At 38.1% G+C, this 25,834-nt stretch carries 24 protein-coding genes and 3 riboswitches; of the genes, 20 read left to right on the top strand and 4 right to left on the bottom strand.

Going from position 1 to position 25,834, the window contains the following annotated elements:
* Nucleotides 1-379: 379 nt before the first annotated feature.
* Together AB1471_RS04675 and AB1471_RS04670 are read left to right on the top strand one after the other, a co-directional pair.
* Nucleotides 380-1,564, top strand: a complete 1,185-nt coding sequence (locus tag AB1471_RS04675) for an Alp7A family actin-like protein (protein WP_367778440.1) — start codon at nucleotides 380-382, stop codon at nucleotides 1,562-1,564.
* A gap of 12 nt (nucleotides 1,565-1,576) precedes the next feature.
* Entirely contained in the window at nucleotides 1,577-2,179 is a 603-nt protein-coding gene (locus AB1471_RS04670; protein ID WP_367778439.1) for a hypothetical protein, read from the top strand.
* A 97-nt stretch (nucleotides 2,180-2,276) separates the two neighbouring features.
* Here AB1471_RS04670 and AB1471_RS04665 read toward each other — a convergent pair whose 3' ends face one another.
* The 3 genes from AB1471_RS04665 to AB1471_RS04655 all read right to left on the bottom strand — a co-directional run bounded on the left by AB1471_RS04665 (nucleotide 2,277) and on the right by AB1471_RS04655 (nucleotide 4,595).
* Nucleotides 2,277-2,477 (bottom strand): hypothetical protein, encoded by a 201-nt coding sequence (locus AB1471_RS04665; protein WP_367778438.1) that lies wholly within the window; start codon nucleotides 2,475-2,477, stop codon nucleotides 2,277-2,279.
* Nucleotides 2,478-2,690: 213 nt separating this feature from the next.
* Nucleotides 2,691-3,926 (bottom strand): peptidase T, encoded by a 1,236-nt coding sequence (gene pepT / locus AB1471_RS04660; protein ID WP_367778436.1) that lies wholly within the window; start codon nucleotides 3,924-3,926, stop codon nucleotides 2,691-2,693.
* 99 nt (nucleotides 3,927-4,025) lie between these two features.
* Nucleotides 4,026-4,595, bottom strand: a complete 570-nt coding sequence (locus AB1471_RS04655; protein WP_367778435.1) for an ECF transporter S component — start codon at nucleotides 4,593-4,595, stop codon at nucleotides 4,026-4,028.
* A 179-nt stretch (nucleotides 4,596-4,774) separates the two neighbouring features.
* A riboswitch (FMN riboswitch) is annotated at nucleotides 4,775-4,910 on the bottom strand.
* Between the two features lie 288 nt (nucleotides 4,911-5,198).
* Between AB1471_RS04655 and AB1471_RS04650 the strand changes: the two genes are divergently transcribed.
* From AB1471_RS04650 to thiE, 6 genes are all read left to right on the top strand, one after another.
* Nucleotides 5,199-6,980 carry a S9 family peptidase gene (locus AB1471_RS04650; protein ID WP_367778434.1) on the top strand — a complete coding sequence of 594 codons (1,782 nt, stop codon included), beginning with the start codon at nucleotides 5,199-5,201 and terminating at the stop codon, nucleotides 6,978-6,980.
* A 204-nt stretch (nucleotides 6,981-7,184) separates the two neighbouring features.
* Complete coding sequence (locus tag AB1471_RS04645) at nucleotides 7,185-7,943, top strand: AAA family ATPase (RefSeq protein WP_367778432.1); 759 nt, start codon at nucleotides 7,185-7,187, stop codon at nucleotides 7,941-7,943.
* 878 nt (nucleotides 7,944-8,821) lie between these two features.
* Nucleotides 8,822-8,938, top strand: a riboswitch (TPP riboswitch).
* Between the two features lie 84 nt (nucleotides 8,939-9,022).
* The gene (thiW, locus tag AB1471_RS04640; protein WP_367778677.1) at nucleotides 9,023-9,517 is read left to right on the top strand and encodes an energy coupling factor transporter S component ThiW; all 495 of its coding nucleotides are present in this window, start codon (nucleotides 9,023-9,025) and stop codon (nucleotides 9,515-9,517) included.
* Between the two features lie 3 nt (nucleotides 9,518-9,520).
* Nucleotides 9,521-9,612: riboswitch (TPP riboswitch) on the top strand.
* Nucleotides 9,613-9,685: 73 nt separating this feature from the next.
* Nucleotides 9,686-10,381 (top strand): thiaminase II, encoded by a 696-nt coding sequence (gene tenA, locus AB1471_RS04635; protein ID WP_367778431.1) that lies wholly within the window; start codon nucleotides 9,686-9,688, stop codon nucleotides 10,379-10,381.
* Between the two features lie 302 nt (nucleotides 10,382-10,683).
* On the top strand, nucleotides 10,684-11,460 hold the full coding sequence (thiM, locus tag AB1471_RS04630) for a hydroxyethylthiazole kinase (RefSeq protein WP_367778429.1): 777 nt from the start codon (nucleotides 10,684-10,686) through the stop codon (nucleotides 11,458-11,460).
* A complete protein-coding gene (gene thiE / locus AB1471_RS04625) occupies nucleotides 11,457-12,080 on the top strand; it encodes a thiamine phosphate synthase (protein WP_367778427.1) in 624 nt (207 codons plus the stop codon). The genes thiM and thiE overlap by 4 nt, the downstream gene beginning before the upstream one ends.
* A gap of 119 nt (nucleotides 12,081-12,199) precedes the next feature.
* Here thiE and AB1471_RS04620 read toward each other — a convergent pair whose 3' ends face one another.
* Nucleotides 12,200-12,802, bottom strand: coding sequence for a hypothetical protein (locus AB1471_RS04620; protein WP_367778426.1), 603 nt, complete (start codon nucleotides 12,800-12,802; stop codon nucleotides 12,200-12,202).
* A 626-nt stretch (nucleotides 12,803-13,428) separates the two neighbouring features.
* Between AB1471_RS04620 and AB1471_RS04615 the strand changes: the two genes are divergently transcribed.
* From AB1471_RS04615 to AB1471_RS04560, 12 genes are all read left to right on the top strand, one after another.
* Nucleotides 13,429-14,184 carry a YveK family protein gene (locus tag AB1471_RS04615; RefSeq protein ID WP_367778425.1) on the top strand — a complete coding sequence of 252 codons (756 nt, stop codon included), beginning with the start codon at nucleotides 13,429-13,431 and terminating at the stop codon, nucleotides 14,182-14,184.
* Nucleotides 14,138-14,815, top strand: a complete 678-nt coding sequence (locus AB1471_RS04610) for a CpsD/CapB family tyrosine-protein kinase (protein WP_437342330.1) — start codon at nucleotides 14,138-14,140, stop codon at nucleotides 14,813-14,815. Before AB1471_RS04615 ends, AB1471_RS04610 begins: the two co-directional genes overlap by 47 nt.
* Before the next feature lie 312 nt (nucleotides 14,816-15,127).
* Nucleotides 15,128-16,960, top strand: a complete 1,833-nt coding sequence (locus AB1471_RS04605) for a polysaccharide biosynthesis protein (protein WP_367778423.1) — start codon at nucleotides 15,128-15,130, stop codon at nucleotides 16,958-16,960.
* A gap of 15 nt (nucleotides 16,961-16,975) precedes the next feature.
* The gene (gene galU, locus AB1471_RS04600) at nucleotides 16,976-17,854 is read left to right on the top strand and encodes a UTP--glucose-1-phosphate uridylyltransferase GalU (protein WP_367778422.1); all 879 of its coding nucleotides are present in this window, start codon (nucleotides 16,976-16,978) and stop codon (nucleotides 17,852-17,854) included.
* 24 nt (nucleotides 17,855-17,878) lie between these two features.
* Nucleotides 17,879-19,030, top strand: a complete 1,152-nt coding sequence (locus AB1471_RS04595; RefSeq protein ID WP_367778421.1) for a glycosyltransferase family 4 protein — start codon at nucleotides 17,879-17,881, stop codon at nucleotides 19,028-19,030.
* Nucleotides 19,015-20,133 (top strand): glycosyltransferase family 1 protein, encoded by a 1,119-nt coding sequence (locus AB1471_RS04590; protein WP_367778419.1) that lies wholly within the window; start codon nucleotides 19,015-19,017, stop codon nucleotides 20,131-20,133. The genes AB1471_RS04595 and AB1471_RS04590 overlap by 16 nt, the downstream gene beginning before the upstream one ends.
* Entirely contained in the window at nucleotides 20,130-21,029 is a 900-nt protein-coding gene (locus AB1471_RS04585) for a glycosyltransferase family 2 protein (protein WP_367778418.1), read from the top strand. Before AB1471_RS04590 ends, AB1471_RS04585 begins: the two co-directional genes overlap by 4 nt.
* Before the next feature lie 26 nt (nucleotides 21,030-21,055).
* Complete coding sequence (locus AB1471_RS04580; protein ID WP_367778417.1) at nucleotides 21,056-22,129, top strand: EpsG family protein; 1,074 nt, start codon at nucleotides 21,056-21,058, stop codon at nucleotides 22,127-22,129.
* A 70-nt stretch (nucleotides 22,130-22,199) separates the two neighbouring features.
* Complete coding sequence (galE, locus tag AB1471_RS04575) at nucleotides 22,200-23,252, top strand: UDP-glucose 4-epimerase GalE (RefSeq protein ID WP_367778416.1); 1,053 nt, start codon at nucleotides 22,200-22,202, stop codon at nucleotides 23,250-23,252.
* Nucleotides 23,253-23,390: 138 nt separating this feature from the next.
* A complete protein-coding gene (locus AB1471_RS04570) occupies nucleotides 23,391-23,990 on the top strand; it encodes a sugar transferase (RefSeq protein WP_367778415.1) in 600 nt (199 codons plus the stop codon).
* 2 nt (nucleotides 23,991-23,992) lie between these two features.
* Nucleotides 23,993-24,634, top strand: coding sequence for an acetyltransferase (locus AB1471_RS04565; protein WP_367778414.1), 642 nt, complete (start codon nucleotides 23,993-23,995; stop codon nucleotides 24,632-24,634).
* 20 nt (nucleotides 24,635-24,654) lie between these two features.
* Nucleotides 24,655-25,833 (top strand): DegT/DnrJ/EryC1/StrS family aminotransferase, encoded by a 1,179-nt coding sequence (locus AB1471_RS04560; RefSeq protein ID WP_367778413.1) that lies wholly within the window; start codon nucleotides 24,655-24,657, stop codon nucleotides 25,831-25,833.
* Nucleotide 25,834: the final 1 nt, after the last annotated feature.

Below are 25,834 nucleotides of genomic sequence, written 5' to 3'. Positions count from 1 at the left end.
TTTTAATAGTGTGTTAGCTTCGATTCATTTCCCCTTGGTATATGCGCCCGAAGATGTAGATATGAGAAAAGTTTAATAGGTTAGCCGAGATCTTTGGGGGTAAAATGGAGGAAAACACTATTGTGTATACAATTTGTATACAAGAAAACAAATTGTATACACTCTGTATACAAAAACGTGTACTTGTACACAACTGTGTACACAACCTTGTGTGACAACATGTATACACAATAGATTAGTTGTATACAAAAACGTATACAACTAATCTATGTAGAATGCAACTTATGAATGATTGACGTTTGTGTTAGTTTTCTATAATCTTATATTTAGTGGTAAATGAAATACCTTTGTGAAATACATACTTGAGAGGAATGATTGGATGAGCAATTCAAGAATTGCAGCAATTGATGTTGGAAATGATGCCGTTAAAGCATTGTTTGGTAAGGCTGACTTTGAACTAAACATTCCCAATGTAATCGCTAGAGACCGTGAAGACCGACCTGTTATAGGAATAGAAGATTTAAACGAAAAAAATCCATTAGATGGCATTCATATTCGAGTGCACTCCCCTGCCCTTCAAGAGAACAATGTGATTTATCGTGTGGGAAATCTGGCTACGAAAAGTGACAACGCTACAGAGTTAGATCCAGGTAGCAGTAAATCAGAAGAAGATCAATCACTTGTCATGTTGTTTGCAACGCTTGCTCTTGATGCAGTGAGAGGTGAAAATTCAAATCAATTTAAAAAGAACAATAACGTCCTAGACGCAAATTACACCCTAGGAACTGGATTACCTTTGCGTGAAGTTAAGGAAGGCAAAGATGTAGGCTTCCGTTCACAGCTTCTAGGATCTGTGCATCAAGTGGAATTCCTAGTGACACCTAAATACCAAGGTCAAAAAGTAAACATCAAATTTGATGAAGTGAAAGTGTATCCTGAAGGATTTGCCGCTTTTATTAACCTAGTAATGGATAATGAAGGGAACATTATTAACCGTGACTTGATTGATAAACAAATTTTGATTCAAGATATTGGTGGCCTGTCAACTGATATCGCTGTCATTCGTAACCGCAATGTTGATGATGATAAGGCGCAAGGCTTCAATCTAGGTGTTTCTGAGTCATTAGAGGCTATCAGAGAAGAAATACGCACAAAGCATGGTGTTGAGCTAGATACTCGTCGTGACGTTGTGGACATCATTACAAAGAAAAAAGATCGCAACCATATCATGGTCAAAGGTAGTCGTACAAGTGTACATGACATTACTGACCGTATCCTTCTTGATCTAGCTAAAAAAGAATATCGTCATCTACGTAACGTATGGCAGAAAAACTCTCAAACTGAGATTTGCTATTTCGTTGGTGGTGGAGCAATGGTCTTAAAAGAGTATCTAAAAACGTTAAATAATAATTTGGATGGCTATAATATCGATTTCTTTGAAAATGAAAAAGAAAGTATTTGGATGATGGCAAATGCTTACTATAAACTAATATCTGATTTTTCTAGGAAAAATAATAAAGAGACTGCTCAGAAACCAAAAGAGAAAACAGCAGTCGGAAAATAACAGGGCCTATTTATGAGTGAAATGTCTAATAGTGGTATTAAAAGAGGGCAAGCGATAACATTTCGCATCCCAGCTAATACCCCGGATCACATAATTCGAGAACTGCAGAAACTTAAGGAGATAGAGCGCAGAAATTTTTCAAGTAAAATCGCTGAGTTTGTGTTAGAAGGTGTGGGTAGTCACTCTCAATCAAAAGAGAGAGAAATCGTTTCGGTCCCTTTGCCTAAGCCATTAAGCAAAGAACAACGTAGTTGGATTCGCCATTCACACTCCGAAGCACTCCTTGGGAACATCATTTATCAACTTTTAGCAGATCCTGTGCGAGCAACATCTATATTAGCGTCTATGAATAGTACTGCTTTAGATATTGATGAGGCCTTGTACCTTCAAGAAGATGTTAAACGGTCATATGCTAAAAATGATGAAGAAGGTTCAGTAGATGAAGAGGAAAGTGAAGTTGCTGTAACAAGCAATGATGACGACCTAATGAATTTTGATTGGGATATGGCTAAATCTAAAAGAGATCATAGCGATGCTAGCGAAGATGAAGTTGAAGATAAAGTAGAAAACATCGATGATTTGCTTGGTGGTTTCTTAGATCGGATGAATAAATAAAATAAATAAAAAGACATCTATTGGGTATAGGTGTCTTTTTATTTTAACAAAAAACCTTTATTTGTATAATGATTAAAATAAAATACTGTTTAATCTGCTATTTATTGTCGGTAGATTCCTCTTTATTTTTACGGTATCGGCTATTCGTAAAAAGTATAACCGCACCAACTGTAGAGAGGAATAAAACCATATAATCAACTGGTTTTGGGTCGGCAGACGTTGCAATTATGTAGAAAATGCGGATAGAATTCAAAAGCAAAACAACACTAAGAACAAGATCAAGTTTACGCATGTTCATCTAGTCACCACCTTGGAATTTTTACGTAGGAATTATTTAGAGTTTATACTTTATTGTATCAAAATAATAAGAAATGAGCCTTTAAAATTTATAACGGATTGATAGACTACTACTTGATTTTGTCCCATTGATCGAAGTCATAAAGGAGCGTAAAAAAGCAAATCAAGTTAGGTGAAAGGAGCCCATAAATCGGCTCCTTTTGTCTAATGAACCTTATTTTCCTTCAGCTTCAAACAATTTCACAATTTCAATAATGGTTTGTGTTGCTTTTTCCATATTTTCAACGGAGATGTATTCAAATTTGCCGTGGAAGTTTTCACCGCCAGTAAAGACATTGGGTGTTGGCAGTCCCATGTAAGATAGCTGTGAGCCGTCCGTTCCGCCGCGAATGGGTTCAATAATCGCTTTTATGTCAAGGTTGTTCATTGCTTTTTCAGCGTAATCAACAATTTGGTGTTCGGGTTCAATTTTTTCACGCATGTTGTAGTATTGATCTTCCATTTGGAGCGTCGCCGTACCTTTTCCGCGTTTAGCGTTAACTTCTTTAACAATACGCTGTAAAAGTTTTTTACGTGCTTCAAATTTTTCACGATCGTGGTCTCGAATGATGTATTCCATTGTTGTTTCCTCAACATCGCCTTCCATTTTCATTAAATGGAAAAACCCTTCGTAGCCTGACGTAAACTCTGGTGCTTCGTCAAGTGGTAATAATCCATTTAATTCTATGCTGGTTTTTAACGAATTAACCATTTTGTTTTTTGCGGTTCCAGGGTGAACGTTGGTCCCTTTGACGACAACTTTTGCGCTTGCTGCGTTAAAACTTTCGTATTGAAGCTCGCCAAGTGGTCCACCATCGATGGTGTAGGCGTACTTAGCATCAAATGCTTTCACATCAAACTTGTGAGGACCGCGTCCAATTTCTTCATCCGGTGTAAATGCCACACGTATGCGACCATGTTTGATAGCAGGATTTTGCACTAAATAATGCATCGCAGTCATGATTTCAGTGATTCCAGCTTTGTTATCAGCACCAAGCAATGTAGTGCCATCTGTAGTCATGAGTGTATGCCCTTTATAGTTTGCTAGCTCTGGAAATTCTTTTGGTGTCAGGACAATATTCAGCGCTTCGTTTAACACGATGTCATTGCCGTCATAGTTTTCTACGATTTGAGGATTAACGTTTTTGCCAGTAAAGTCTGTTGCTGTGTCAACGTGGGCTAGAAAACCAATTGTTGGAATGTCTTTATTGGTATTTGAAGGTAAAGTAGCCATTACATAAGCATGGTCATCAATTGTTACTTCTTGCATACCAATATCCTTTAGTTCATTTACAAGATGTCGTGCAAGCTCCCACTGACTTTTAGTGGATGGTGTCGTCGAAACGTTTGGGTCTGATTGTGTTTCCATTTTTGCATATGTAGTTAACCGTTTAATTAAGTCTTTTTTCATCATAAATCCTCCTGTTCCTTCTGCTTTTTTTCAGTATATCATTTAAGGGTGCCAGCTACCTCTCAAATAAGTAGAGAAGTTGCTGGCACCCTATTGTATTTAGTCTGTTTGAACTTGGTTGTGTAGTATCCAAGGTCGTAATTTTATAAATAACGGGATAAACAAAGCGGTAATAATAACCCCTTTGATTAAATTAAATGGTAGAATCGCACCGATTGTGGTGTACCATTTGACAGTTGGATCTAACATAAAGTCCATGCCGAAAAACCACGCGTAGGCTGGAAGAATTAAAAAGTAATTTAAAACAGCTAGCAAAAGCGCCATAATGATTGTGCCTGACACAAGTCCAGCTGCCAACGCCTTTTTCGTATTTCTTTTATGGTAAATGAATGCGGTTGGAAGAATAAATGCACACCCAGCGATAAAATTAGATAATTCGCCGATTGGTACGCCGCTACTACGAAAAAGGTAGTACAAAATGTTTTTCAACGCTTCAACGATGACCCCTGCCATTGGTGAAAACAAAAGTGCAGCCAGTAAAGCTGGTATGTCGCTAAAATCAATTTTCAAATATTCGGGTAAAAACGGTAGTGGAAAATTGAGTAGCATTAAAATAAATCCAATTGCACTAAACATCGATAACTTCACTAACATTTGAGTGTTTTTCATACGAGTAATCTCCTATTCCTTCGTTCCACTCATTGAAGTTTTTGGCACATTGACGTGGCTCATATTGGAATAACCATATTTTTAGCCCACAAATAAACCCCTCTGACGCGTTCAGAAGGGGAGAAGGCAGCTTTAAAAAGAGGGTATTATTCCACAGAAAAGAACCCTCGTCGCAATGCCTCCATCTTCTCCCATCCAGACTGTAACTGTCGGCCTCCGGTTCGCACGGAGTCAGCAAATAGAAATCTATTCGCTCGCGGGCTCAAACAAAGTTTTACCGCCGGTCGGGAATTGCACCCTGCCCTGAAGATGGAACGATATTTTATTTTACTCTTTAGTTATACACTGCTGGGTCATAAATTTCAATGAATCGGTACTTTCATTAAAATAATGGTGAGGTAAATGGGATATCGAAGTTTGGTGAAATATACGCGTTTCCTCCTTTTTTTATCGAAGCCAATGCTTGTTTTATCCGCAACTCATTGACCTATGAACTATAAAACACACCTTTTATAGAAAAAATTTTACATTTCAGCAGGGTTTTCACCATATATTGGAGAAGTACGTCAGTAGATTGAATTATAGTAGGGGGTTTCAACGAATATGATTTCATTTAACCAGCCTGATGTAGAAAACTTTTTCCAAACGTTTGGAATTCAATCATTTGCCGTAAGTCCAGACGAATCACAGCTTGTTTTTAGTACAAATTTAAATGGGAAATATAATTTATGGGCGATGGATTTGCCGAATACGTTTCCTTATCCACTAAGCTTTCATAATCAAAGCTGTTCAGAGCTCAAATATGATAAGAACGGCAACTTTATCATTTCTATCATGGATAAAGATGGTGATGAGAATGGTCAAATTTATGCGTTGCCACCTCAAGGCGGGGATTTAAAGCCAATTCGTCTAAAGGAAGATTCACGTCATATGGTCGCTCAGCTTTCGGATGACGGTAATCGCTTGTATTATACATCCAACAAAGATGATCAAACGTATTTAAAATCATATTGTTATGATGTGACGACTGGTGAGGAAGAAGTCATCATTCATGGTGAGGGCGCTGCAACATACTTGGTTACGAAAAGCCCGAATGAAAAGAATTTCATTTACCTTAAGCATTTTGCAAATACATACACATTAGCTTATGCGAAAGTTGGAAATAATGATGTATTGCTAACGCCTGAAACGGATAAACATCATACTGTTTCAAGTGCTGTATTTGTGTCTGACAACGAAATTTATTTTGTTACAAATTATGAATCAGACTACTCGTATTTAGCTAAATTTGATTTAGAGAAAAGTGAATTTAAAAAAGTGATTGAGGTTGAAAATGAAGACTTCATCGATGTTCAATATGACAAAATAACCAAATCACTTTACCTCGCAAGCCAGCAAGGAGTTAGTGATAACTTATACCAGGTTCATCTAGAGGATGAATCGATTGAAAATGTAGAGTTACCAGCAAGTGTCATTGAAGGGGTAACGATTGCTGAATCGGGAAACCTTTATATTTTGGCAAGTTCAGCTACTCGACCGGCGAACCTTTTCCAACGAAAAGAAGGCTTATGGAATGCGCTGACAAATTACGGTGTACCGGGTGTAAAAGAAGAAGATTTAGTAGAACCAGAAGTCTTTTCTTATCCGTCTTTTGATGGGCTAGCCATTGAAGCACAATTATTCAAGGCGAAAGAAGAGAATAGTAACGGCCATGTCATTTTATGGCCACACGGTGGACCGCAATATGCTGAGCGTGCAACGTTCCGCTCTTTGTTTCAGTTCCTCGTTCACCGCGGCTACAGTATCTTTGCACCAAACTTCCGTGGTTCAACGGGATACGGTCTAGCTTTTACAAAAATGGTGGAAGGCGACTGGGGGCATGGGCCAAGGCTTGATAACATTGAAGGGCTAGAGTATTTGATTCAGCAAGGCTATGCCGATCGTGAAAAAATATTGCTGATGGGTGGAAGCTACGGTGGTTATATGGCACTGCTTCTGCACGGCAGACATCCTGAATATTTTAAAGCGGTGGTCGATATTTTCGGGCCTTGTAATCTGTTTAGCTTTATTGAATCGGTTCCTGAACATTGGAAGCCAGTGATGAAGCAGTGGGTGGGCGATCCTGTTGAAGATAAAGGAAAGCTGACAGAGGACTCACCGATTGAATACCTTGATACGATGACAAAACCGATGCTTGTCATCCAAGGTGCGAAGGATCCACGAGTTGTTCAGGCAGAATCCGATCAAATCGTTCAAGCGTTAAAGGACAAAGGGCGAGAGGTCGATTACCTTGTGCTTGAAGACGAAGGACATGGGTTCTCCAAAAAAGAGAATGAGATCAACGTTTATCGTAAAGTGTTAGCATTTTTTGATCAGTATATTTAAGTAAATGAAATCAGTTTTCTCAAACTTTGAGGAGGCTGATTTTTTTCAATAAATAAGCTGATGTTAACGCAAATAAGTATTTTTCCTATATATTAAACCTATTCGTTTATACCTAATGAATAGGTTTAGTTCTCTTGAAGATAGTTAATTCGGTGGAAAAGATTTAATATAAAAATATAAAGGAAAGTAAGAGGAGGTGCGAAGATGGCAAAATTGCGTTCAGAAAACCAATATATTAAATCAGTTAGACTAAAAAGAGACCAAATTAAATCTTTCAATCATTTCCCACTCAATCTCCCTGCCATCCAATCGTTGGATAATCTATTGTTCCATCCAAATATCACCTACATCATTGGTGAGAATGGGATGGGGAAATCAACGTTGCTTGAGGCGATTGCTGTTGCATTAGGGTTTAATGCCGAGGGTGGATCAAAGAATTTCAATTTTTCAAGCTATGACTCCCATTCTTCTTTGGATGAGTACCTACGAGTTGCAAGAGGTGTACAAAGGCCAAAAGATTGTTTCTTTTTTCGAGCGGAAACATACTATAACCTTGCTACAAACATAGAAGAAATGGATCAAGACTCTGTGGGAGGAGCGAAAATCATTGATGGATTCGGTGGAATTTCGCTTCATAAACAGTCACACGGTGAATCATTTTTTGCAGCATTTCTTCATCGTTTTCGCGGACATGGATTATACATATTGGATGAACCGGAAGCAGCACTATCTCCCCTAAGGCAAGTATCGATGCTTGGCCGTATCAATGAATTGGTTCAAGAAGGATCACAGTTTATTATTGCAACACATTCCCCGGTTCTTATGGCTCATCCAGATTCTACAATTATTCAATTATCCAACGAGGGCATGAATGAACTAATGCTTGAGGAAACAGACCATTATACGGTCATGAAACAATTCTTTGACGACAAAGACCGATTGCTTCATCACTTATTTAAATAAATTACCATGGGGTTCAGGGGGATATCATTTTGCTATTACAGTTGATAGTAATCGAACTGAATGCCACGTTTGCTCCGCTCAATATCTCAACAAGATCAATTGACGGTTTTGTCGAATGATATTTTTTATCTAATACAGTAAAAACCCTAAAGAATGGACTAGATTCTTTAGGGTTATCCACTACTCATATGGATTTTGGACTTTCCGTGCTTTCTGCAATGGGTTGCATTACATAATGTACTTTGAATAGATTAGAAAACAGTTTACGCTACTAATCTAATTTATCATAAGTAAGCGCTAATGTGTATAGATAAAAAACCCTATAATGGAAGCGTTATCTATAGGAGTAATCACCTAGCAATAAAAGAAATGTGAGAATATAAATGACACTACCGTATTGATTTTACCTGTTATTTGTTCTTTAATTCCTTATACAATGAGCCTTTGACTCACCTGTTTTCTCCGTGATCTCCTTGATACTGTATTTCTTTGTATCGTATAGATCGTCTTTGATAAAACCCATTTTAATAGAATTGAATCACCTTGAATCTTTAATACTTACAAACATACCTTCCCACTCCTACTTATTATTTTGGGATACTGAACATGTTCCACAAGCTAAGATATCATACACCCCTGAAAGAAAAAACTTAAAAGCCAGTTTTTTCTTTCGGGGCTACAGTAATGCTTAGTTAGATAGTGATAAGGCGATTAGTTCTTATTCTAGATCGATTGCTGGAAACTAAACTAAAACTTTAGCGGATAATTCTATCAATTTTGTTGATCCCTAGTTCACTTTACCAAGTGAGTATTACTTTTAATTGTAAGATTCCAATTCATTTGTTATGATGAATCCTGCTAGATCAATTTCATACTTTTTAAACTACTAGGGGTGCCCAAATTGCGTGGGCTGAGAGGAAAGCGCGTCAAAACTTACCGACTCTTATGGACCTGATCTGGTTAATACCAGCGTAGGGAAGTAGTCGGACGTACTGCGTCTATTAACTCTACCCTTACCAAGTCAGGTCCTACAATGGAACTGGCTTTTTTGTATTTATAAAGAAGGGAGGGGGCGGCTGATTAATAGAACACATTTATTGACCACGATGGCACTCTTTGTTGCGGTTGGCGTAGTCGGAGCTCAGTTTATTTGGTTTCCAGCGGGAATAGCAAAAGCGTATCCAGTACAACATGCAGTAAACGTGATTGCAGCGATCATGCTTGGGCCTATTCCAGCTTTAATTATTGCTTTCTTAATTGGATTGGTACGCAATCTACTTGGACTCGGTACACTTCTCGCATTTCCAGGTGGGATGATCGGTGCGTTACTTGCTGGACTGCTTTATAGAAAATTTAGGCGCAAAGCTTGGGCGGTGGCAGGAGAAATCATTGGTACGGGTTTCATCGGCGCGTGGTTTGCAGTGCCTTTTGCAAAAGTTGTAATGGGAACGACATTTGCAGCATGGTTTTTTGTACCACCGTTTCTGGTGAGCAGCGTGACAGGCGCTGTACTTGGATGGTTTGTTCTATCTAGAGTAAAGCAAGATCAATTAGTGGTGAAAGTGAACCAGTAACCGGAAAACTACTAGGGGTGCTTAAAAAAGCTGAGAAGATACCCTTGGAACCTGACCTGGATGATACCAGCGTAGGGAAGTAGTCGTGGACATCAATTTAAACCTACCTCAATCCATCTACTTCTTCCATTGTCCTAGTAGCTTCCTAAAAAAAGAGGAGGCAATAATATGACATTCACATCGGCATTGCGTAAAGAAAATGAGGATGTATTTCAATCCATCTTTGACCACAACTTCGTACAAGGAATTGGTAAAGGTAAGGTCCCAAAAGAAGCACTCATCCATTATGTAAAAGCAGATTTTGAATATTTAAATGCTTTTATGAAAGTCTATGGAATTGCGATTTCAAAATCGACAACACGTGAGGATATTGCTTATTTCACTGAAAAGATCAACTTTGTATTAAATAGTGAGGTTCATCCACACAATAATTTTTGCGAGCAGATCGGCGTATCTTACGAGGAACTGCAAGGTTACCCTCTGCCGCCAACTGCTGACCACTATATTAAGCATATGATGTATCACGCCCAACAAGGGAGTTTGGGAGAAATTCTTGCGGTATTGCTTCCTTGCCCGTGGACGTATCTTGAAATTGGACAGGAACTAGTGAAGACATATAAACCAACTGTCGATCATCCTTTTTATCCATGGATCAGTTTTTACGCAGATGAACGAGTAGAAACAGTTGTACATACTATGCGCAATCGATTAGATCAGCTTGCTGAAGAATCTTCACCACAAGAACAAATGGGAATAAAAAACGCTTTTCGTAAAAGCTGCCAATTAGAATGGTCATTTTGGGAAATGGCATTTACATGTGAAGAATGGGTAGGAAAAAAAGAGGTAGTAACTGCAAGTGAATAGTCTATCGTTTGCACGAACCGTGGGGGTTGATCCTATCGAGGGTGCAGGGGCAAGCAGATTAAAAAAATTTCACTAGATAAAGAGGCAATATCAACTGAGAGAACCGAAAGAAAGAATACGCATGACAAAGGATGTACCTATTAGAAGGGGCGGTTTCTCATATTTAAGTCAAGGTGATTCTTTATCTAACGCAGATGAACGAGCGTTAAAGTTTGTCACTCTTGGTATTTGACATTCTTTTTCTTTAGGGGAAGGTAACGGATCAAATAATCACTAGGTAGCACGAGAGAAGGAAATAAATTATGAACGCTATGCTTATTAATGAAGTACGAAAGAAGAGACCGTTAATTCATCATTTAACTAATCAAGTCGTAATGAATTTTACAGCAAATGGACTGCTATCATTCGGTGGTACACCGATAATGGCAAAAGAAGAGAAGGAAGCTACCGAAATGGCAAGGATGTCGGATGGTGTACTGCTCAATATTGGTACCATCATCGAACAGGAGATTCCTGCCATGATCCAAGCAGGGAAAGCAGCAAATCAAAAAGGAATTCCCGTTGTATTAGATCCCGTAGGAGTGTCTGCAACCTCTTTTCGTAACGAAGTTGTTCGAAGAATTTTGACAGAAGTAAAACCAACAGCGATTAAAGGGAATGCTGGTGAGCTAGCTCATCTTGTTGGTATTGCCTGGGAAATAAAAGGCGTCGATTCAATTGGACGAGGGAATGTAGGAGAAATTGCTCGAAAAGTAGCGAATCGCTATCAAACGATTGCGGTAGTTACGGGTGAGGTTGACGTGATCAGCGATGGAGAGATAACCATTGAAAATAAAACCGGTAGCGCAATGTTGGCGAATGTAACAGGAGCAGGCTGTCTATTAGGCTCAATACTGACCGCCTGCTTTGCTTCGAACGATTCATTAATGGAAAGTGCTCAGACAGCTGTTGAATTTTACGGCTTAGCGGCGGAGTATACTGTAGCATTACCCGAAGTAAAGGGATCGGGAACGTTTAGTCCAAGGTTTATTGACGTATTATCGTATGATGTGGCGATAGTAAAGGGGGATCATCAATGAATCTTGATGTTAAAAACATGCTCAGAAGGTATCTTGTAATGGGAAGTCAAAATTGTGTACATGAGCCTGAAGAAACACTTAAACAAGCAATCGCAGGAGGTATCACAGCTTTCCAATATCGTGAAAAAGGACAAGGTGCTTTGGTTGGTCAAGCCAAAGAAGAGCTTGGCTGGAGACTGAGAAGGATATGCAAAAAACATGATGTTCCTTTCTTTATCAATGATGACATAGAATTAGTGGAATCATTGGAAGTAGACGGTATTCATGTTGGTCAAGACGATCATCATGTAGATGACGTGCGCCGCAAGCATCCCGATAAAATAATTGGGTTATCTGTATCAACGATACGAGAACTTGAGAGAAGTCCGATTCATCAAGTGGACTATCTTGGAGCAGGTCCTGTTTTTCCAACTTTGACTAAAGTAGATGCGAAACGAGCGGTTGGCATTGAATGGATTACAACGATTAAAAAAAACTATCCAACCCTTCCTATTGTCGGCATTGGGGGAATTGATCAACAAAATGCTGCGTCCGTTCTTAAAGCAGGTGCGGAAGGGATTGCTGTCATCTCTGCGATTACACATGCGATCAATATTGAACAAGCTGTCCGTAATCTTTAAAAGATAGATTCTCACTATCATTAAAAAACCTCGTGCATCTAAAAAAGATGCACGAGGTTTTTTAAAAACATAGATGACATAGTTATAATCCGAGTTTGCTCCTTGTTAAATGTCTGTTGTTAAAACTTCTCCAGAAAGTCCTTTAATGCTAGGTGAAGAACATCAGATTTATTGACCCTCTCAGCTTTGCAGAACTCATCTAAACGTTCACCGATCGCTCGATCAATAACGATGGTCTTTCTTGTCTTATTTCCTTGTGGTAACTGTTTAATGCGTTCATAAAGAGTTTGCTCATTAGCTTGTAACGTTGGGGCAACCTCTTGCCAAGATTTAAGCATTTCCTTAATCACCTTCACTTCAGCTTGTGTGAACTGCTCATGAACATCTGTTGAATTCGGTGTGAATTTCACATTATCTTCAGTGAACTCCTTATTACTTGATGTGACATGTCTATGAACTTTGGGTGAACTCTGCTTCTTTGGTGATGAACTCCGTTTCACATAATCAAAAATGCTCTTATCTAGTGGATTTTCACCCTCTCCTACAAAGTGCCATCCTTTTGGTGTTTGATTACTAAACTCGTACCCTGCAGCCTTTAATGCGTTTCTAAATGGTTTTTCACTTATTCCTGGGATTGCTTTAGCGACATCAGCCGTTTTGACACCCTCAACCGACAACCTTTCTAAAATGCTTCGTATGGATGATTTTTCATCTACACTCATACACTTTTCACCCTTTTCACACGGAATCATATATTTACTATTCGATATAAACAGTGCATGAACCTTCAATCAATTTAAAAAAAGCGTATGCAGAGGTTCAGTAGTATACCGATGAATTTAATGTACTCTTTCAAAATGGGTCTAGGTTTCTAATTTCTTCATATTCACTACCTATAACTATCGGAGGCAGGAGTTACTTTTAGTGAATCATTTATCTAGCATCTCCTAATATCGATGTCTATTGTTCGACCCGACTACCACAGCTAACCGTACATTTGTATATTCATCCCTTAAAACTCATGATTGACAGCAAAATAAGAAGGGTGATACGGCTCTGTTTTGTTCTCTATATTGAACTTTCGACATACACATTAAGATAATTAAACAATTGACTACCATCATAATAAATTCTTTAAAAAGAACATAATATAATGATATAGAAGGTTTTTTCAAACTTAATCCTATTACCACTCATGTAATGGTTGACTTGTTCTTTATAAAGAAATATACTTATGGATAATATAACACCCTAAATTTTTAGTGATCATAGTTGCTCCTTTTATGAATAATGTTCTTTATAAAGGTTTTTCGGTCAAGTGAAATCTCTAAAAGTGAAGGTGATAGTAGTGGCGAAGAACAGCAACAGAAAAATTCAATCTCATTTGATAAGAGATATAAATCTACATGATTATTTTAGTGTAATTAAAAAGAGATTGTGGTTAATCGGATTGATTTTCCTTATTACTACTGGTCTTGGATATTACTTTAGTGAAACAAATAATGTTTCACTATATGAAAGTGATAAGCGAATCATTATTACAACTGACAGTGAATATATGAAAACGCTGATGGTTATGATCAAAGACCCAATTATTATGAATAAAGTCATTGAAGCATTAAAGTTGGAGAAATCTCCTGAAGAACTTGCAAGTCAAATTGTAGTAACTAGAATTGATGACTCGCAGGTGATTAGTATATCGGTAACTGATACAGATCCAGAGCTGGCAGCGGCGATCGCGAGTGAGACAGCTGAATCATTCAAAAGAGAAATTAGCTCAATATTGGAATTTGAAGAGGTTCAGCTATTATCTGTAGCTGCGGTCAATCCTGTTCCTATAAACGAAACTCAAAACAAAAGTATAATTATGTTTGCTGGGTTCGGTTTAATCGCAGGTGTCGGACTAGCCTTTTTCTTAGAAATGTTTGATGGAAGGATCTATAAGGAACAAGAGGTTGAAGAAATTCTAGGTATACCAGTTATCGGTGTAATTTCAAATCTTAACAAAAAGAAAATGCTCGTTCAAAAAAGAAAAAATTCAGATGTAAATATAAGGAGTGAAATCGTTGATATTACGCAAAAAAGGGCAAGTAATGATGGCTAAAAAAAGAAAGAAAAGGAATCTAGTGACCTATCTTTATCCCGACTCTTACATTGCTGATCAGTTTAGAACGATCAGAACGAATATTCGTTTTATCACAACCGGCAGTAATAAGAGAACATTTCTGGTTGCCTCTCCGGACGCAGGTGAGGGAAAGTCGATTACCATAGCAAATTTGGCGGTGTCCATGGCACAGCAAAAAGAAAAAATTTTATTAATTGATGCAAATCTAAGAAGCCCAGTACTCCATACCATTTTTAAACTACCGAATGATAAAGGAATCACAAGTATTTTAAAGCATAAGGTTCCAATAAATGAAGCAATTTGTCACACTGAGATTGGAAAACTAGATGTTTTAACAAGTGGTTCAGTATTTTTTAATCCAGGAGAAATAATAGGATCTGATTTAATGAAAGAATTATTACAAAACGCTGCAAATGAATACGATATTGTTTTGATCGACTCGCCAAGTGTATTGGAATATACAGAAACGAGAGTATTAGCAAATTATTGCGACGGTGTGTTATTGCTATTAAAGCATGCAAAAACCGAATTAGAGAAAGCTTCAGAGGCCATTAGAGTGCTAGATCTTGCTCATTCGCAAATTGTTGGTGCAATTATAAATGATAAATAGACGAGATTTTTTTACTCAAATTGTTCTTTATTGAGAATTATAAATTCTTTATAAAATTTAATACTGAGTGATGTCTCCTTACTATTATCAATGGAGGCACTCGATCATGCTGTGGGTTGAAATAGACCTTAGACGCGAGTCGTCGTTGGTATGGGGTGAGGATGGGTTAAATGCCCATTGCTTTTATAAAGTGATTATGTGTGAGGTTTTTGTAAGACCTCACACATAATCACTTTAATATATTAATTCCTCTGTTTGGAGGACAAGGTTAAAAACTTACTAAATGCTAAGAGTTGAGAAGGGAGGACGTGTATGTCCTATAGGCAAAGGCTCTCACTGTTTATTGTCATCGATTCAATGATTGTATTAACAGCGATCTTTATTAGTGGGTTTTTAGTTAATGCAAATATTTACGTGCTAAACTATCCCGTTTTGTTAAGTTCAATTGTTATTTTATCAAGTTATCTTTTATTCTCTTTGAAGTTTAAGCTTTATAAAAAGGTATGGCAGTATGCAAGTGTGGGAGAATTATTAATCGTCTGTAAAGTGGTTTCTTATTCCATCATTTCTACCCTGATCGTACAGCAACTCATTTTACAAGAAGTATTCTTTAGACTGCTGGCAGTTACGTGGTTGCTGCATCTTCTATTTATCGGAGGTTCCAGATTTGTCTTGAGGATGTACCGAGAGCGGATGATCAATCGTTACCAGAATAGGAAAAAGACACTTATTGTAGGTGCTGGATCAGCAGGGACAATGGTGGTAAGACAGCTTCTTCAAAATAAAGATTGTGATCTAATCCCCATAGCGTTTATTGATGATAATCGTAATAAGCATAACCTCGATATTATGGGCATACCGGTTATAGGTGGAGTTGGAGAGATCGTACGTGTTGTAGAAGAATTGAATATAGAAAATATTGTAATTTCCATTCCATCTCTTAGTAAGCAGGAACTGAATATTATTTTCAATGAATGCGTTAAAACCGATGCTGACACGAAAATTCTTCCGATGCTTGAAGACCTTGTAACCGGAAAGGTATCTGTAAATCAAGTAAGAGATGTTCAAGTAGAAGATTTACTAGGAAGAGATCCAGTAGAGATGGACATTGATTTAATTTCAGATACGATTACCAACAAAGTCATCTTGGTCACTGGAGCAGGAGGTTCCATCGGTTCTGAGATCTCTCGTCAGATTTCACGATTTAATCCTAAGCAGCTTATATTGCTAGGTCATGGAGAAAACAGTATTTATACAATTGAGATGGAACTAAAAGAACGCTTTAAAGGATCATCTATCGATTTCATTACTGAAATTGCTGATTTGCAAGACGCTAAAAAGATGATGAAAGTCATGAATGACTATCACCCTGATGTGGTGTATCACGCTGCTGCTCATAAGCATGTGCCATTAATGGAACGTAATCCAGAAGAAGCGGTTAAAAATAATATGATCGGTACAAGAAATGTAGCGCAAGCAGCGAGTTCGAATGGGGTAGAAACATTTGTGATGGTGTCGACAGATAAGGCGGTGAACCCGACAAGTGTCATGGGTGCATCAAAAAAACTTTCTGAAATGATTGTTCAACAGATCGATCAAGTCAGTAATACAAAATTTGTTGCCGTTCGATTTGGGAATGTATTAGGGAGCCGAGGAAGCGTCATTCCACATTTTAAAAAGCAAATTGAAAGGGGCGGGCCTGTAACGGTCACACACCCTGATATGCTTCGTTACTTTATGACAATACCTGAAGCATCAAAACTGGTCATACAAGCAGGGGCATTAGCTCAGGGCGGTGAAATATTTGTTTTAGATATGGGAGAGCCCGTCAGAATTGTTGATTTAGCTAAGAATCTAATAAAATTATCCGGCAATTCACTTGATGACATTGAGATCGAATATACCGGCATACGCACAGGTGAAAAGTTGTTTGAGGAACTGCTGACAGAGGAGGAGGTTAGAGAAGAGCAGGTCTTTCCAAAAATTCACATTGGGAAAACAGCCGAACTTTATATGGATGACATTGAAGAAGTCATCTCAACGTATTCATTGCTAAGCAGAGAAACATTGAGAGATACATTATTAGAACTCGCAAATCGTAATCCTCGATCGAAACAGAAAAAAGTGCTACCAATATCAAGTTAAAAGGAGATTAACTATATGAAAGTTAGAAAGGCGGTCATTCCAGCGGCGGGATTGGGAACTAGGTTTCTTCTAGCTACAAAAGCGATGCCGAAAGAAATGCTACCCATTGTAGATAAGCCGACCATTCAATATATTGTCGAAGAAGCAATAGAATCTGGAATTGAAGATATCATCATTGTAACGGGTAAAGGAAAACGAGCAATTGAAGATCATTTTGATCATTCGTTTGAATTGGAACAGAATTTATTTGATAAAGGAAAATTTGATTTATTAAATGAGGTGAAAAAATCATCAACATTGGTAGATATCCATTATATTCGCCAGAAAGAACCAAAGGGACTAGGACACGCAATCTGGTGTGCGCATAAGTTCATTGGAGATGAGCCTTTTGCCGTACTTTTAGGTGATGATATTGTGAAAGCAGAGAAGCCGTGCTTAAAACAATTAATAGAACAATACAATCGCTACAATGCATCAATTATTGGGGTACAAGCGGTTAAAGAAGAAGTAGTATCTAGGTATGGAATTGTGGATGGAAGTTTCATAGATCATCGATTATACAACGTAAAGAATGTGGTGGAGAAACCAAATCAACACGAGGCACCATCAAATCTTGCCATCCTTGGTCGATACATTTTGAGCCCAAAAATAATGGATTTATTAAGCAATCAAAAACCGGGTGTAGGTGGTGAAATTCAATTGACAGACGCTATTGCTGAATTGAACCATCATGAAGCAGTTTATGCCTATGATTTTGAAGGGAAACGTTACGACGTTGGGGAGAAAATGGGATTCATTCAAACAACCATTGAATTTGCGTTAAAGCGAGAAGAATTAAGGTACGATTTATTAGAGTATCTGTCAACGATCATCGATAAAGAATTAGCTAACTGAGTGTTTAATATGGGAGGGTTGTTTTTGGCGAAAAAAGTGCTTTTTGGTGCAACAGTCGATTACCATTTCAAAGCATTCCATCTACCGTATCTAAAGTGGTTTAAGGATCAAGGGTGGGAAGTGCATGTCGCAGCAAAGGGTGACTTAAAATTGCCGTATGTCGATCATAAATACAACATTCCTATTCAGCGTTCTCCAATTTCAAAGGGAAACATTGAAGCATACAAAAAGCTGAAATGGATCATGGATAACCATCATTATGACCTGATCCATTGCCATACACCGGTAGGCGGAATGCTTGCAAGATTAGCAGCAAAAAAGGCAAGAAAGCGCGGAACAACGGTAGTTTACACCGCACATGGTTTCCATTTTTGCAAAGGTGCTCCCTTGAAGAATTGGTTTATTTACTACCCTTTGGAAAAAATCATGTCTCGTTTTACGGATTGCTTAATTACGATCAATCAAGAAGATTATCAACTTTCTCTCAAGCAATTTAATGTAGATAAGATCGAACATGTGCATGGAGTAGGGGTAGATACAATTGATTTTAAACCGTTAAGTGAGCAGCAAAAATATGAACGGAAAAAGTCATTTGGGTATCATCCGAATGACTTTTTATTAGTTTACGCAGCTGAATTTAATCGAAATAAAAATCAGCATTTTCTACTCAAGTCCTTTGCTTCCCTTAATGCTGAAATTCCAGCTGCGAAGTTATTGTTGGCAGGAGAGGGGGCTTTGCTGGAACAGTGTAAGGAATTAGCGCTAGAGCTAGGGATCAGTGATCATGTTCATTTTTTGGGATTTCGAAATGATATAAGGCAGCTGGTTCAAATGTGTGATATAGCAGTCGCATCAAGTTTTCGTGAGGGGCTACCGGTCAATGTTATGGAGGCTATGGCTTGCGGACTTCCAGTTGTAGCAATAGATAATCGAGGCCATCGAGAACTTATTCAAAATAACAAAAATGGCTGGCTCGTCAATGGCGAAGATCAAGATGCATTTAACAGCAAAATCAAACTGCTTTTTACTAATGAAGATATAAGACGAAAACTTGGTCAAAATGGGAGACAAACGATCGTAAATACCTACAGCATGAATCAGGTATTAGCTGAAAAAAGCGCGATCTATCAATCCTTCATGACAGAAACGGAGGATGCAAAATGGGTGGTCCATTAAGAGTGTTACATGTTGTAGTGAACATGAACCGAGGTGGTGCTGAAACACTAATAATGAACTTATATCGCAACATTGATCGCACGAAGGTGCAATTTGACTTTTTAACATGTCACGAAGGTGTTTTTGATGAAGAAATTAAAGCGATGGGTGGGAAAATTCATCGCATTGCCTATGTGACGAAAGTAGGTCATCGTCTTTATTTGAAAAATCTAGATCAATTTTTCAAACAACATCAACACTATAAAATTGTGCATTCCCATATGGATAAAATGAGTGGATTTGTACTAAGAGCAGCTGCTCGAGCAGCTATTCCGGTGCGAATTGCACATAGTCATAATACAAGTAGTGAAGGCGGTCCTTTGTCAAAAGCGTATAAATGGTATGCAGGAAAACACATTCTTAAATATGCTACACAATTTTATGCATGTTCTGAAACGGCTGCCAACTGGCTTTTTGATAAAAGTTCAAATCAATCATTGATTTTAAAGAATGGAATTGAATGTGATCGCTTTGAATTTTCTGTTCCAAATAGGAAAAAAATGAGAGAAGATTGTCATTTAGATCATCATTCTTTTGTCATTGGCCATGTAGGGAGGTTCAATCAACAAAAAAATCACTTGTTTTTGTTAGAGGTTTTTGCCGATCTAGTTCAATACGTTCCGCAGGCACAACTTTTATTAGTAGGAGAGGGAACCTTACAAACGTCGATCGAAAAGAAAATTCAAGATTTGCATTTAGTAAATAATGTTCATTTACTAGGTGTGCGTGAAGATGTTCATTTACTGATGCAAGGATTTGATGTTTTTGCTTTTCCTTCGTTGCATGAAGGATTGCCAGTTACCTTAATTGAAGCGCAGTGTGCTGGTATTCCATGCCTTATATCAGAAAACATTACGGATGAAGTGGACTTAGAGATGGGGCTAGTGCAGAAGATTTCCATTACCAACAAAAAAATATGGGTGAAAGCACTGTTACAAACGAGAAAGCAACATCAAGTGCGAAAAACAAATGAAAAGAAGATAAGCCAAAAAGGGTATAACATTCGTCAAACGGCTGTAACTACGGAGAAATCTTATCTGAAACTAGGAGGGATAAATAGTTGAAGAAACTCACTATCTTCACTCCTACGTATGATCGTGCCTATTGTCTAGATAGCTGTTATGAAAGCTTAAAACGCCAGACAAACAAAGATTTTATTTGGTTGATTATTGACGACGGTTCTACTGATAATACAAATAAAGTCGTGAACAATTGGATTAATGAGGGATTAATCGACATTCACTATCACTTTCAAGAAAATCAAGGAATGCATGGAGCACATAATACTGCTTACCAATTGATCACTACAGAATTAAATGTCTGTATCGACTCAGATGACTGGATGCCAGAGCAAGCGGTTGAAAAAATCATTTCCTTTTGGAATGAACACGGAAATGAAGATGTAAGCGGAATTATAGGGTTAGATGCTTGTACAAACGGAGACATCATAGGGACACGATTACCGAAGAATCTAAAACGTTCAACCTTATTTGACCTTTATAATAAGCATGGTGTTCAGGGAGATAAGAAGTTAGTGTATCGCAGTGAATTGACCAAAAAATTTCCTTATCCCCTGTTCGAAGGAGAAAGGTACGTTGGGTTAGCTTACAAGTATTATTTACTGGATCAGCATTTTAAACTACTTCTCATGAATGAGGAGATATGCATTGTAGAATACCTGCCTGATGGATCTTCCAACAATATGTTAAAACAATACATGAATAATCCAAGAGGTTTTGCATTTTACCGAAAAGAATTGATGAAGCTTCCGTTTGCTGGAATGGTTTTTAAGTATAGACAAGCCATTCACTATGTATCTAGCAGCATAATAAGTAAGAACAGGAATTTTATTAACGAATCACCAAACAAATTTCTTACCGTTTTAGCACTTCCTTTAGGTGCTACACTTTATTTATACATTTCCAGAAAAGTGCTGACAACCCATAGCTCTAAAAGCTAGTTCATGTAACGGAAAGGGTAAATGATATGACCATACTTTGGATCAATCTTATAGTCGTCTTTTTGTTAGCTTTTTTCGCACGGTACGCCGCGGTTCCTGTGGGTCATAACGAGTCAACGCTTCCCATTCAACCAAATAAATTATTGATTATTTTTGCGGCACTAACGTTAGCCGTTGTTTCAGGATTACGATCGAATATTGGTGATACATTTAATTACGTTAACATGTACACTCAAGATGTTTTTACATGGGACTTAATTTTAGCGAATAAAGATATTGGGTTTGGTTTTTTACAAATGATTTTGCAAAAGGTGTCAAGTGATCCTCAGATTTTGCTTGTTACAACGGCATTGCTTACAAATGTGTTAATCGTAATCGTATTATTTCATTATTCTAGAATGATTGAATTGAGCCTGTATGTTTATATAACAGGAGGCTTTTTTCTCGTTTCCATGAATGGGATTAGACAAACATTGGCTGCAGCTATTGCTTTTTGTGCGATTAAGTTCTTGTTAAATGGAAATTTTATTGGCTATTCACTCGTTATTCTATTAGCAACGAGTATTCACCAAAGTGCCCTAATTTTGTTACCGATGTACTTTATTGTGCGAGTAAAAGCTTGGTCCATAGCAATAGTAGCTTTGATGCTCTTAGCCATTGCGATTCCCATTGGTTTTGAAATATTCTCAACTGCATTATTTTCGGCAATTGAAGGGACTCAATATGGAGCTTACAAAGATTTTGATGAAGGTGGAGCGAGTGTCATTCGAGTAATCGTTGGAGCTGTACCTCTCGTTATTGCCTATTTAGGACGAGAAAAATTAAGAGCAATTTTTCCTAAAAGTGATGTCATTGTTAATATGTCCCTATTAAGTCTCATCTTTTTGATCGTGTCAACTCAAAGTTGGATCTTTGCTAGGTTTTCTATTTATTTCAATTTATATCAATTCATTCTTATTTCTTGGATCGTTAAGCTTTTTAGAGAAAAGGATGAAAAATTCGTTTATTTTTCTATTTTGGTTTGTTATTTCGCTTACTACTATTATGAAAATGTAGTGAGTTTGGACATTGTGTATAAAAGTAATTTTTTCAATTTTTAATAGGAGAAATTGGAGTGACTTTGGCCGAGCCAAGGTCATTTTTTATATATAAATGAAGGAGGAATCGCGAATGGCCATTCTTGTAACAGGTGGTGCTGGCTATATAGGCAGCCATACGTGTGTTGAACTTCTAACTGCTGGTTATGACATCATTGTGGCAGATAATTTTAGTAATAGTAAATCGGAATCGTTAAAAAGAGTGATCGAACTAACAGGTAAGATTTTTACTATTTCTCAAGTAGATCTACAGAATCGAAATCAAGTAGAGCATATATTTAAATCTAATCAAATTGATGCGGTGATCCATTTTGCAGCATTAAAAGCGGTAGGTGAATCGGTTGATTTTCCATTGAAATATTATCAAAACAATCTTTCCGGAACACTTATTTTGTTAGAAACCATGAATAAATACGGCGTGAAAAAACTTGTTTTTAGCTCATCCGCCACTGTTTATGGAGCGACAGATCAAATTCCCATAACGGAGGATGAACCGATCGGTGCAACGAATCCATATGGGCGTACGAAGCAAGTGATCGAAGAAATATTACAGGATATTTACAAAGCTGATCAATCCTGGAGCATGGCCATTCTGCGATACTTCAATCCGATTGGAGCACATAAGAGCGGTCGAATTGGTGAAGATCCAAATGGAACCCCAAATAATCTTATGCCTTATTTATCACAAGTGGCAATTGGTAAACGCGAGCAACTTCAGATCTATGGAAACGACTATAACACGAAAGATGGGACAGGTGTTCGCGATTATATTCACGTAGTTGATCTGGCAAAAGGGCATATAAAAGCACTCGAAAAAATACAATTAACCTCAATGCTCGGTACCTATAACCTCGGTACAGGGAACGGTTACAGTGTCCTGGAAATGGTTGAGGCATTCCAAAAAGCAACAGGTAAGAAAATTAATTTTTGTATTGGAGCGAGACGATCAGGTGATATCGCCATTTGCTATGCAGATCCGACAAAAGCGAGAGAAGAGCTTGGCTGGACGGCATCGAAAGGAATCCAAGAAATGTGTGAAGATACTTGGAGATGGCAGCAGCAAAATCCAAGTGGTTACGGTGAAGAAACAGAACTGCCGGTTGTAAACGAAGCTACACGTGCTTAAATAACAATGCTTTTTTGTAACAAGAGCTTTGGGTTTTGTATGGTCAAAAGGCATCAAGCACAATCGATTCCTTTACCGAAAATTGAAGCCATGAAATATAGCCTGTTGAATAAAATTTTTAGTTAGGAGTGAGGGCTTATGAAACGAGTATTAGATATCATGCTGTCACTCCTGTTGTTGGTTTTTCTTTCTCCAGTTTTTCTTGCGGTGGTGGTTATGATCGCGTTGAAGATGGGAAGACCAATCTTTTTCACGCAGGAGCGACCGGGTTTGAACGGAGTGCCTTTTAAGCTCTTTAAATTCAGAACAATGATGGATTTGTATGATCAAAATGGTGATTTTTTTTCAGACGAAATGAGATTGACGAACATCGGAAGAATGATTCGAAAATATAGTCTGGATGAGCTACCGCAACTGATTAATGTGCTTAGAGGAGAAATGAGTTTAGTTGGTCCAAGGCCGTTGTTGATGGAGTACCTAGTGCTTTATTCCGATGAACAGCTTGTCCGCCATGATGTTAAGCCAGGAATAACAGGATGGGCTCAGATTAACGGTAGAAATTCGATCACATGGGAGGAGAAGTTTAAGATGGATAGCTGGTATGTAAAGAATCAAAGCTTTCTACTCGATTGCAAGATCCTTCTAAAAACTTTGAAGAAAGTATTGAAAAAAGAAGGAATTACTCAACGGAATCACGCGTCGTCGGAAAAATTCACGGGTTCGAAAGAAGTGATATAAACGTGGATATTGTGATTGTTGGAAACGGTGGGCACAGCAAAGTCATTCAAGATCTTGTTTCAACCCTACAGGCCTTTGAAATCAAAGCCATTCTTGATGATTCCTTTAGTGAAAGAATTATAGAACACAACATCATTTATGACTCGATTTCTAGCTTGCCAAGCCTCTACGAGAAGCGTGTGAAGGTTGTGATGGCAATAGGAAATAACGAAAGAAGAAAACAGGTGGTGGAGAAGCTTTGCTTGCCAAAAGACGCCTATATTTCACTTATTCACCCATCGTCTGTCGTGAGCAAAAGTGCTGTGATCGGAGTAGGGACGGTCATCATGCCTAATGTGGTAATTAACGCGGATGCGGTCATTGGAGACCATGCCATCATTAATACAGGAGCAATTGTTGAGCATGACAATGTGTTAAATGATTATAGTCATCTTTCACCAAATGCCACATTGACTGGAAATGTCACACTTGGTGAAGGCGTTCATATAGGAGCTGGAGCAACGATCATTCCAGGAATTGACGTAGGTGAATGGTCAGTGGTGGGAGCGGGTGCTGTCGTTATACAATCCATTCTTACTTATCAAAAAGCAGTGGGATGCCCGGCTAAAGTAATCAACAGTACGAGAGCAATCGAGCAAATTTGATAGAAGGAGGCATTTAATAGATGAATTCAAAAATTTATCTTTCTCCTCCACATATGAGTGGAGATGAAACTCATTTTATTGATGAAGCTTTTCGAACGAATTGGATTGCACCATTAGGACCGCATGTTGATGCTTTTGAAAAAGAGATAGCTTCTTTTGTTGGAGTAAAGGAAGCGGTTGCTCTTAGTTCAGGAACAGCAGCCATTCATTTAGCACTTGCTGTATTAAATGTTACTGCGGGTGACAAAGTATTTTGTTCGACACTTACTTTCGTTGCAAGTGCGAATCCTATCTTATACCAAGGAGCCGATCCAGTATTTATTGATTCGGAACCTGAAACGTGGAACATGTCACCTGATGCATTGGAAAGAGCGATGGAAGAAGCTTGTTTGAAAGGAAAGCTGCCGAAAGCCGTCATTGTCGTGAATTTATATGGACAAAGTGCAAAAATGGATGAACTCGTAACCATTTGTGATCGATTTGACGTTCCGCTCATTGAAGATTCAGCTGAATCACTTGGATCGCTTTACAGGGGCAAGGCAAGTGGAGGATTTGGTAAGTTCGGGATCTTTTCCTTTAACGGAAACAAGATTATTACCACGTCTGGAGGAGGAATGTTGATATCAAATGATATGGAAGCTATACAGCAGGCAAGATTTTTAGCAACTCAAGCTCGGGATTTAGCCTCTCATTATCAACATAGTCAACGTGGCTATAACTATCGCATGAGTAATCTGCTTGCCGGAGTAGGAAGATCGCAGCTACAAGTACTTGAATTAAGAGTTGGAGCAAGAAGAAAGATTTTTAATGGTTATAAACGGGAGCTAGAACACTTACCTGGTGTTGATTTCATGCCGGAATATCCAGAAACAAAAACAAACCGCTGGCTAACAGCTATGACTATTGATAAAAAAACAGGAATATCCATTAAACAAATAATTGATTCTTTAGGTAACCACAACATAGAGGCTAGACAAGTATGGAAACCTCTGCACTTACAGCCTTTATTTCAGGGAGTAGAGTATTACCCTCATCGTGTTGATGAGCACGTAGCTGAACACCTTTTCAACACAGGTATTTGTTTACCTTCAGGCTCAAATCTTACAGATGATGAGCAATCCAGAGTGGTTACACAATTTAAAGAGGCTCTAAACACGGCGGGTACCAGTCAAAGGAATACTTTGATCCGGAAACTATGAG

Source organism: Jeotgalibacillus marinus, assembly GCF_040801915.1.
Taxonomy (GTDB): Bacteria; Bacillota; Bacilli; order Bacillales; family Jeotgalibacillaceae; genus Jeotgalibacillus; species Jeotgalibacillus marinus.
This window is presented reverse-complemented; position numbering and strand designations above follow the sequence as displayed.

Bases quoted from the DNA above. Each gene is read 5' to 3' on its own strand.
- AB1471_RS04570 (WP_367778415.1), top strand. From the start codon at position 23,391: ATGAAACGAGTATTAGATATCATGCTGTCACTCCTGTTGTTGGTTTTT.
- thiE (WP_367778427.1), top strand. From the start codon at position 11,457: ATGAATCTTGATGTTAAAAACATGCTCAGAAGGTATCTTGTAATGGGA.
- tenA (WP_367778431.1), top strand. From the start codon at position 9,686: ATGACATTCACATCGGCATTGCGTAAAGAAAATGAGGATGTATTTCAA.
- pepT (WP_367778436.1), bottom strand. From the start codon at position 3,926: ATGAAAAAAGACTTAATTAAACGGTTAACTACATATGCAAAAATGGAA.
- galE (WP_367778416.1), top strand. From the start codon at position 22,200: ATGGCCATTCTTGTAACAGGTGGTGCTGGCTATATAGGCAGCCATACG.
- AB1471_RS04560 (WP_367778413.1), top strand. From the start codon at position 24,655: ATGAATTCAAAAATTTATCTTTCTCCTCCACATATGAGTGGAGATGAA.
- AB1471_RS04590 (WP_367778419.1), top strand. From the start codon at position 19,015: ATGGGTGGTCCATTAAGAGTGTTACATGTTGTAGTGAACATGAACCGA.
- AB1471_RS04605 (WP_367778423.1), top strand. From the start codon at position 15,128: ATGTCCTATAGGCAAAGGCTCTCACTGTTTATTGTCATCGATTCAATG.
- AB1471_RS04645 (WP_367778432.1), top strand. From the start codon at position 7,185: ATGGCAAAATTGCGTTCAGAAAACCAATATATTAAATCAGTTAGACTA.
- AB1471_RS04650 (WP_367778434.1), top strand. From the start codon at position 5,199: ATGATTTCATTTAACCAGCCTGATGTAGAAAACTTTTTCCAAACGTTT.
- AB1471_RS04620 (WP_367778426.1), bottom strand. From the start codon at position 12,802: ATGAGTGTAGATGAAAAATCATCCATACGAAGCATTTTAGAAAGGTTG.
- AB1471_RS04665 (WP_367778438.1), bottom strand. From the start codon at position 2,477: ATGAACATGCGTAAACTTGATCTTGTTCTTAGTGTTGTTTTGCTTTTG.
- AB1471_RS04655 (WP_367778435.1), bottom strand. From the start codon at position 4,595: ATGAAAAACACTCAAATGTTAGTGAAGTTATCGATGTTTAGTGCAATT.
- AB1471_RS04670 (WP_367778439.1), top strand. From the start codon at position 1,577: ATGAGTGAAATGTCTAATAGTGGTATTAAAAGAGGGCAAGCGATAACA.
- AB1471_RS04580 (WP_367778417.1), top strand. From the start codon at position 21,056: ATGACCATACTTTGGATCAATCTTATAGTCGTCTTTTTGTTAGCTTTT.
- galU (WP_367778422.1), top strand. From the start codon at position 16,976: ATGAAAGTTAGAAAGGCGGTCATTCCAGCGGCGGGATTGGGAACTAGG.
- thiM (WP_367778429.1), top strand. From the start codon at position 10,684: ATGAACGCTATGCTTATTAATGAAGTACGAAAGAAGAGACCGTTAATT.
- AB1471_RS04675 (WP_367778440.1), top strand. From the start codon at position 380: ATGAGCAATTCAAGAATTGCAGCAATTGATGTTGGAAATGATGCCGTT.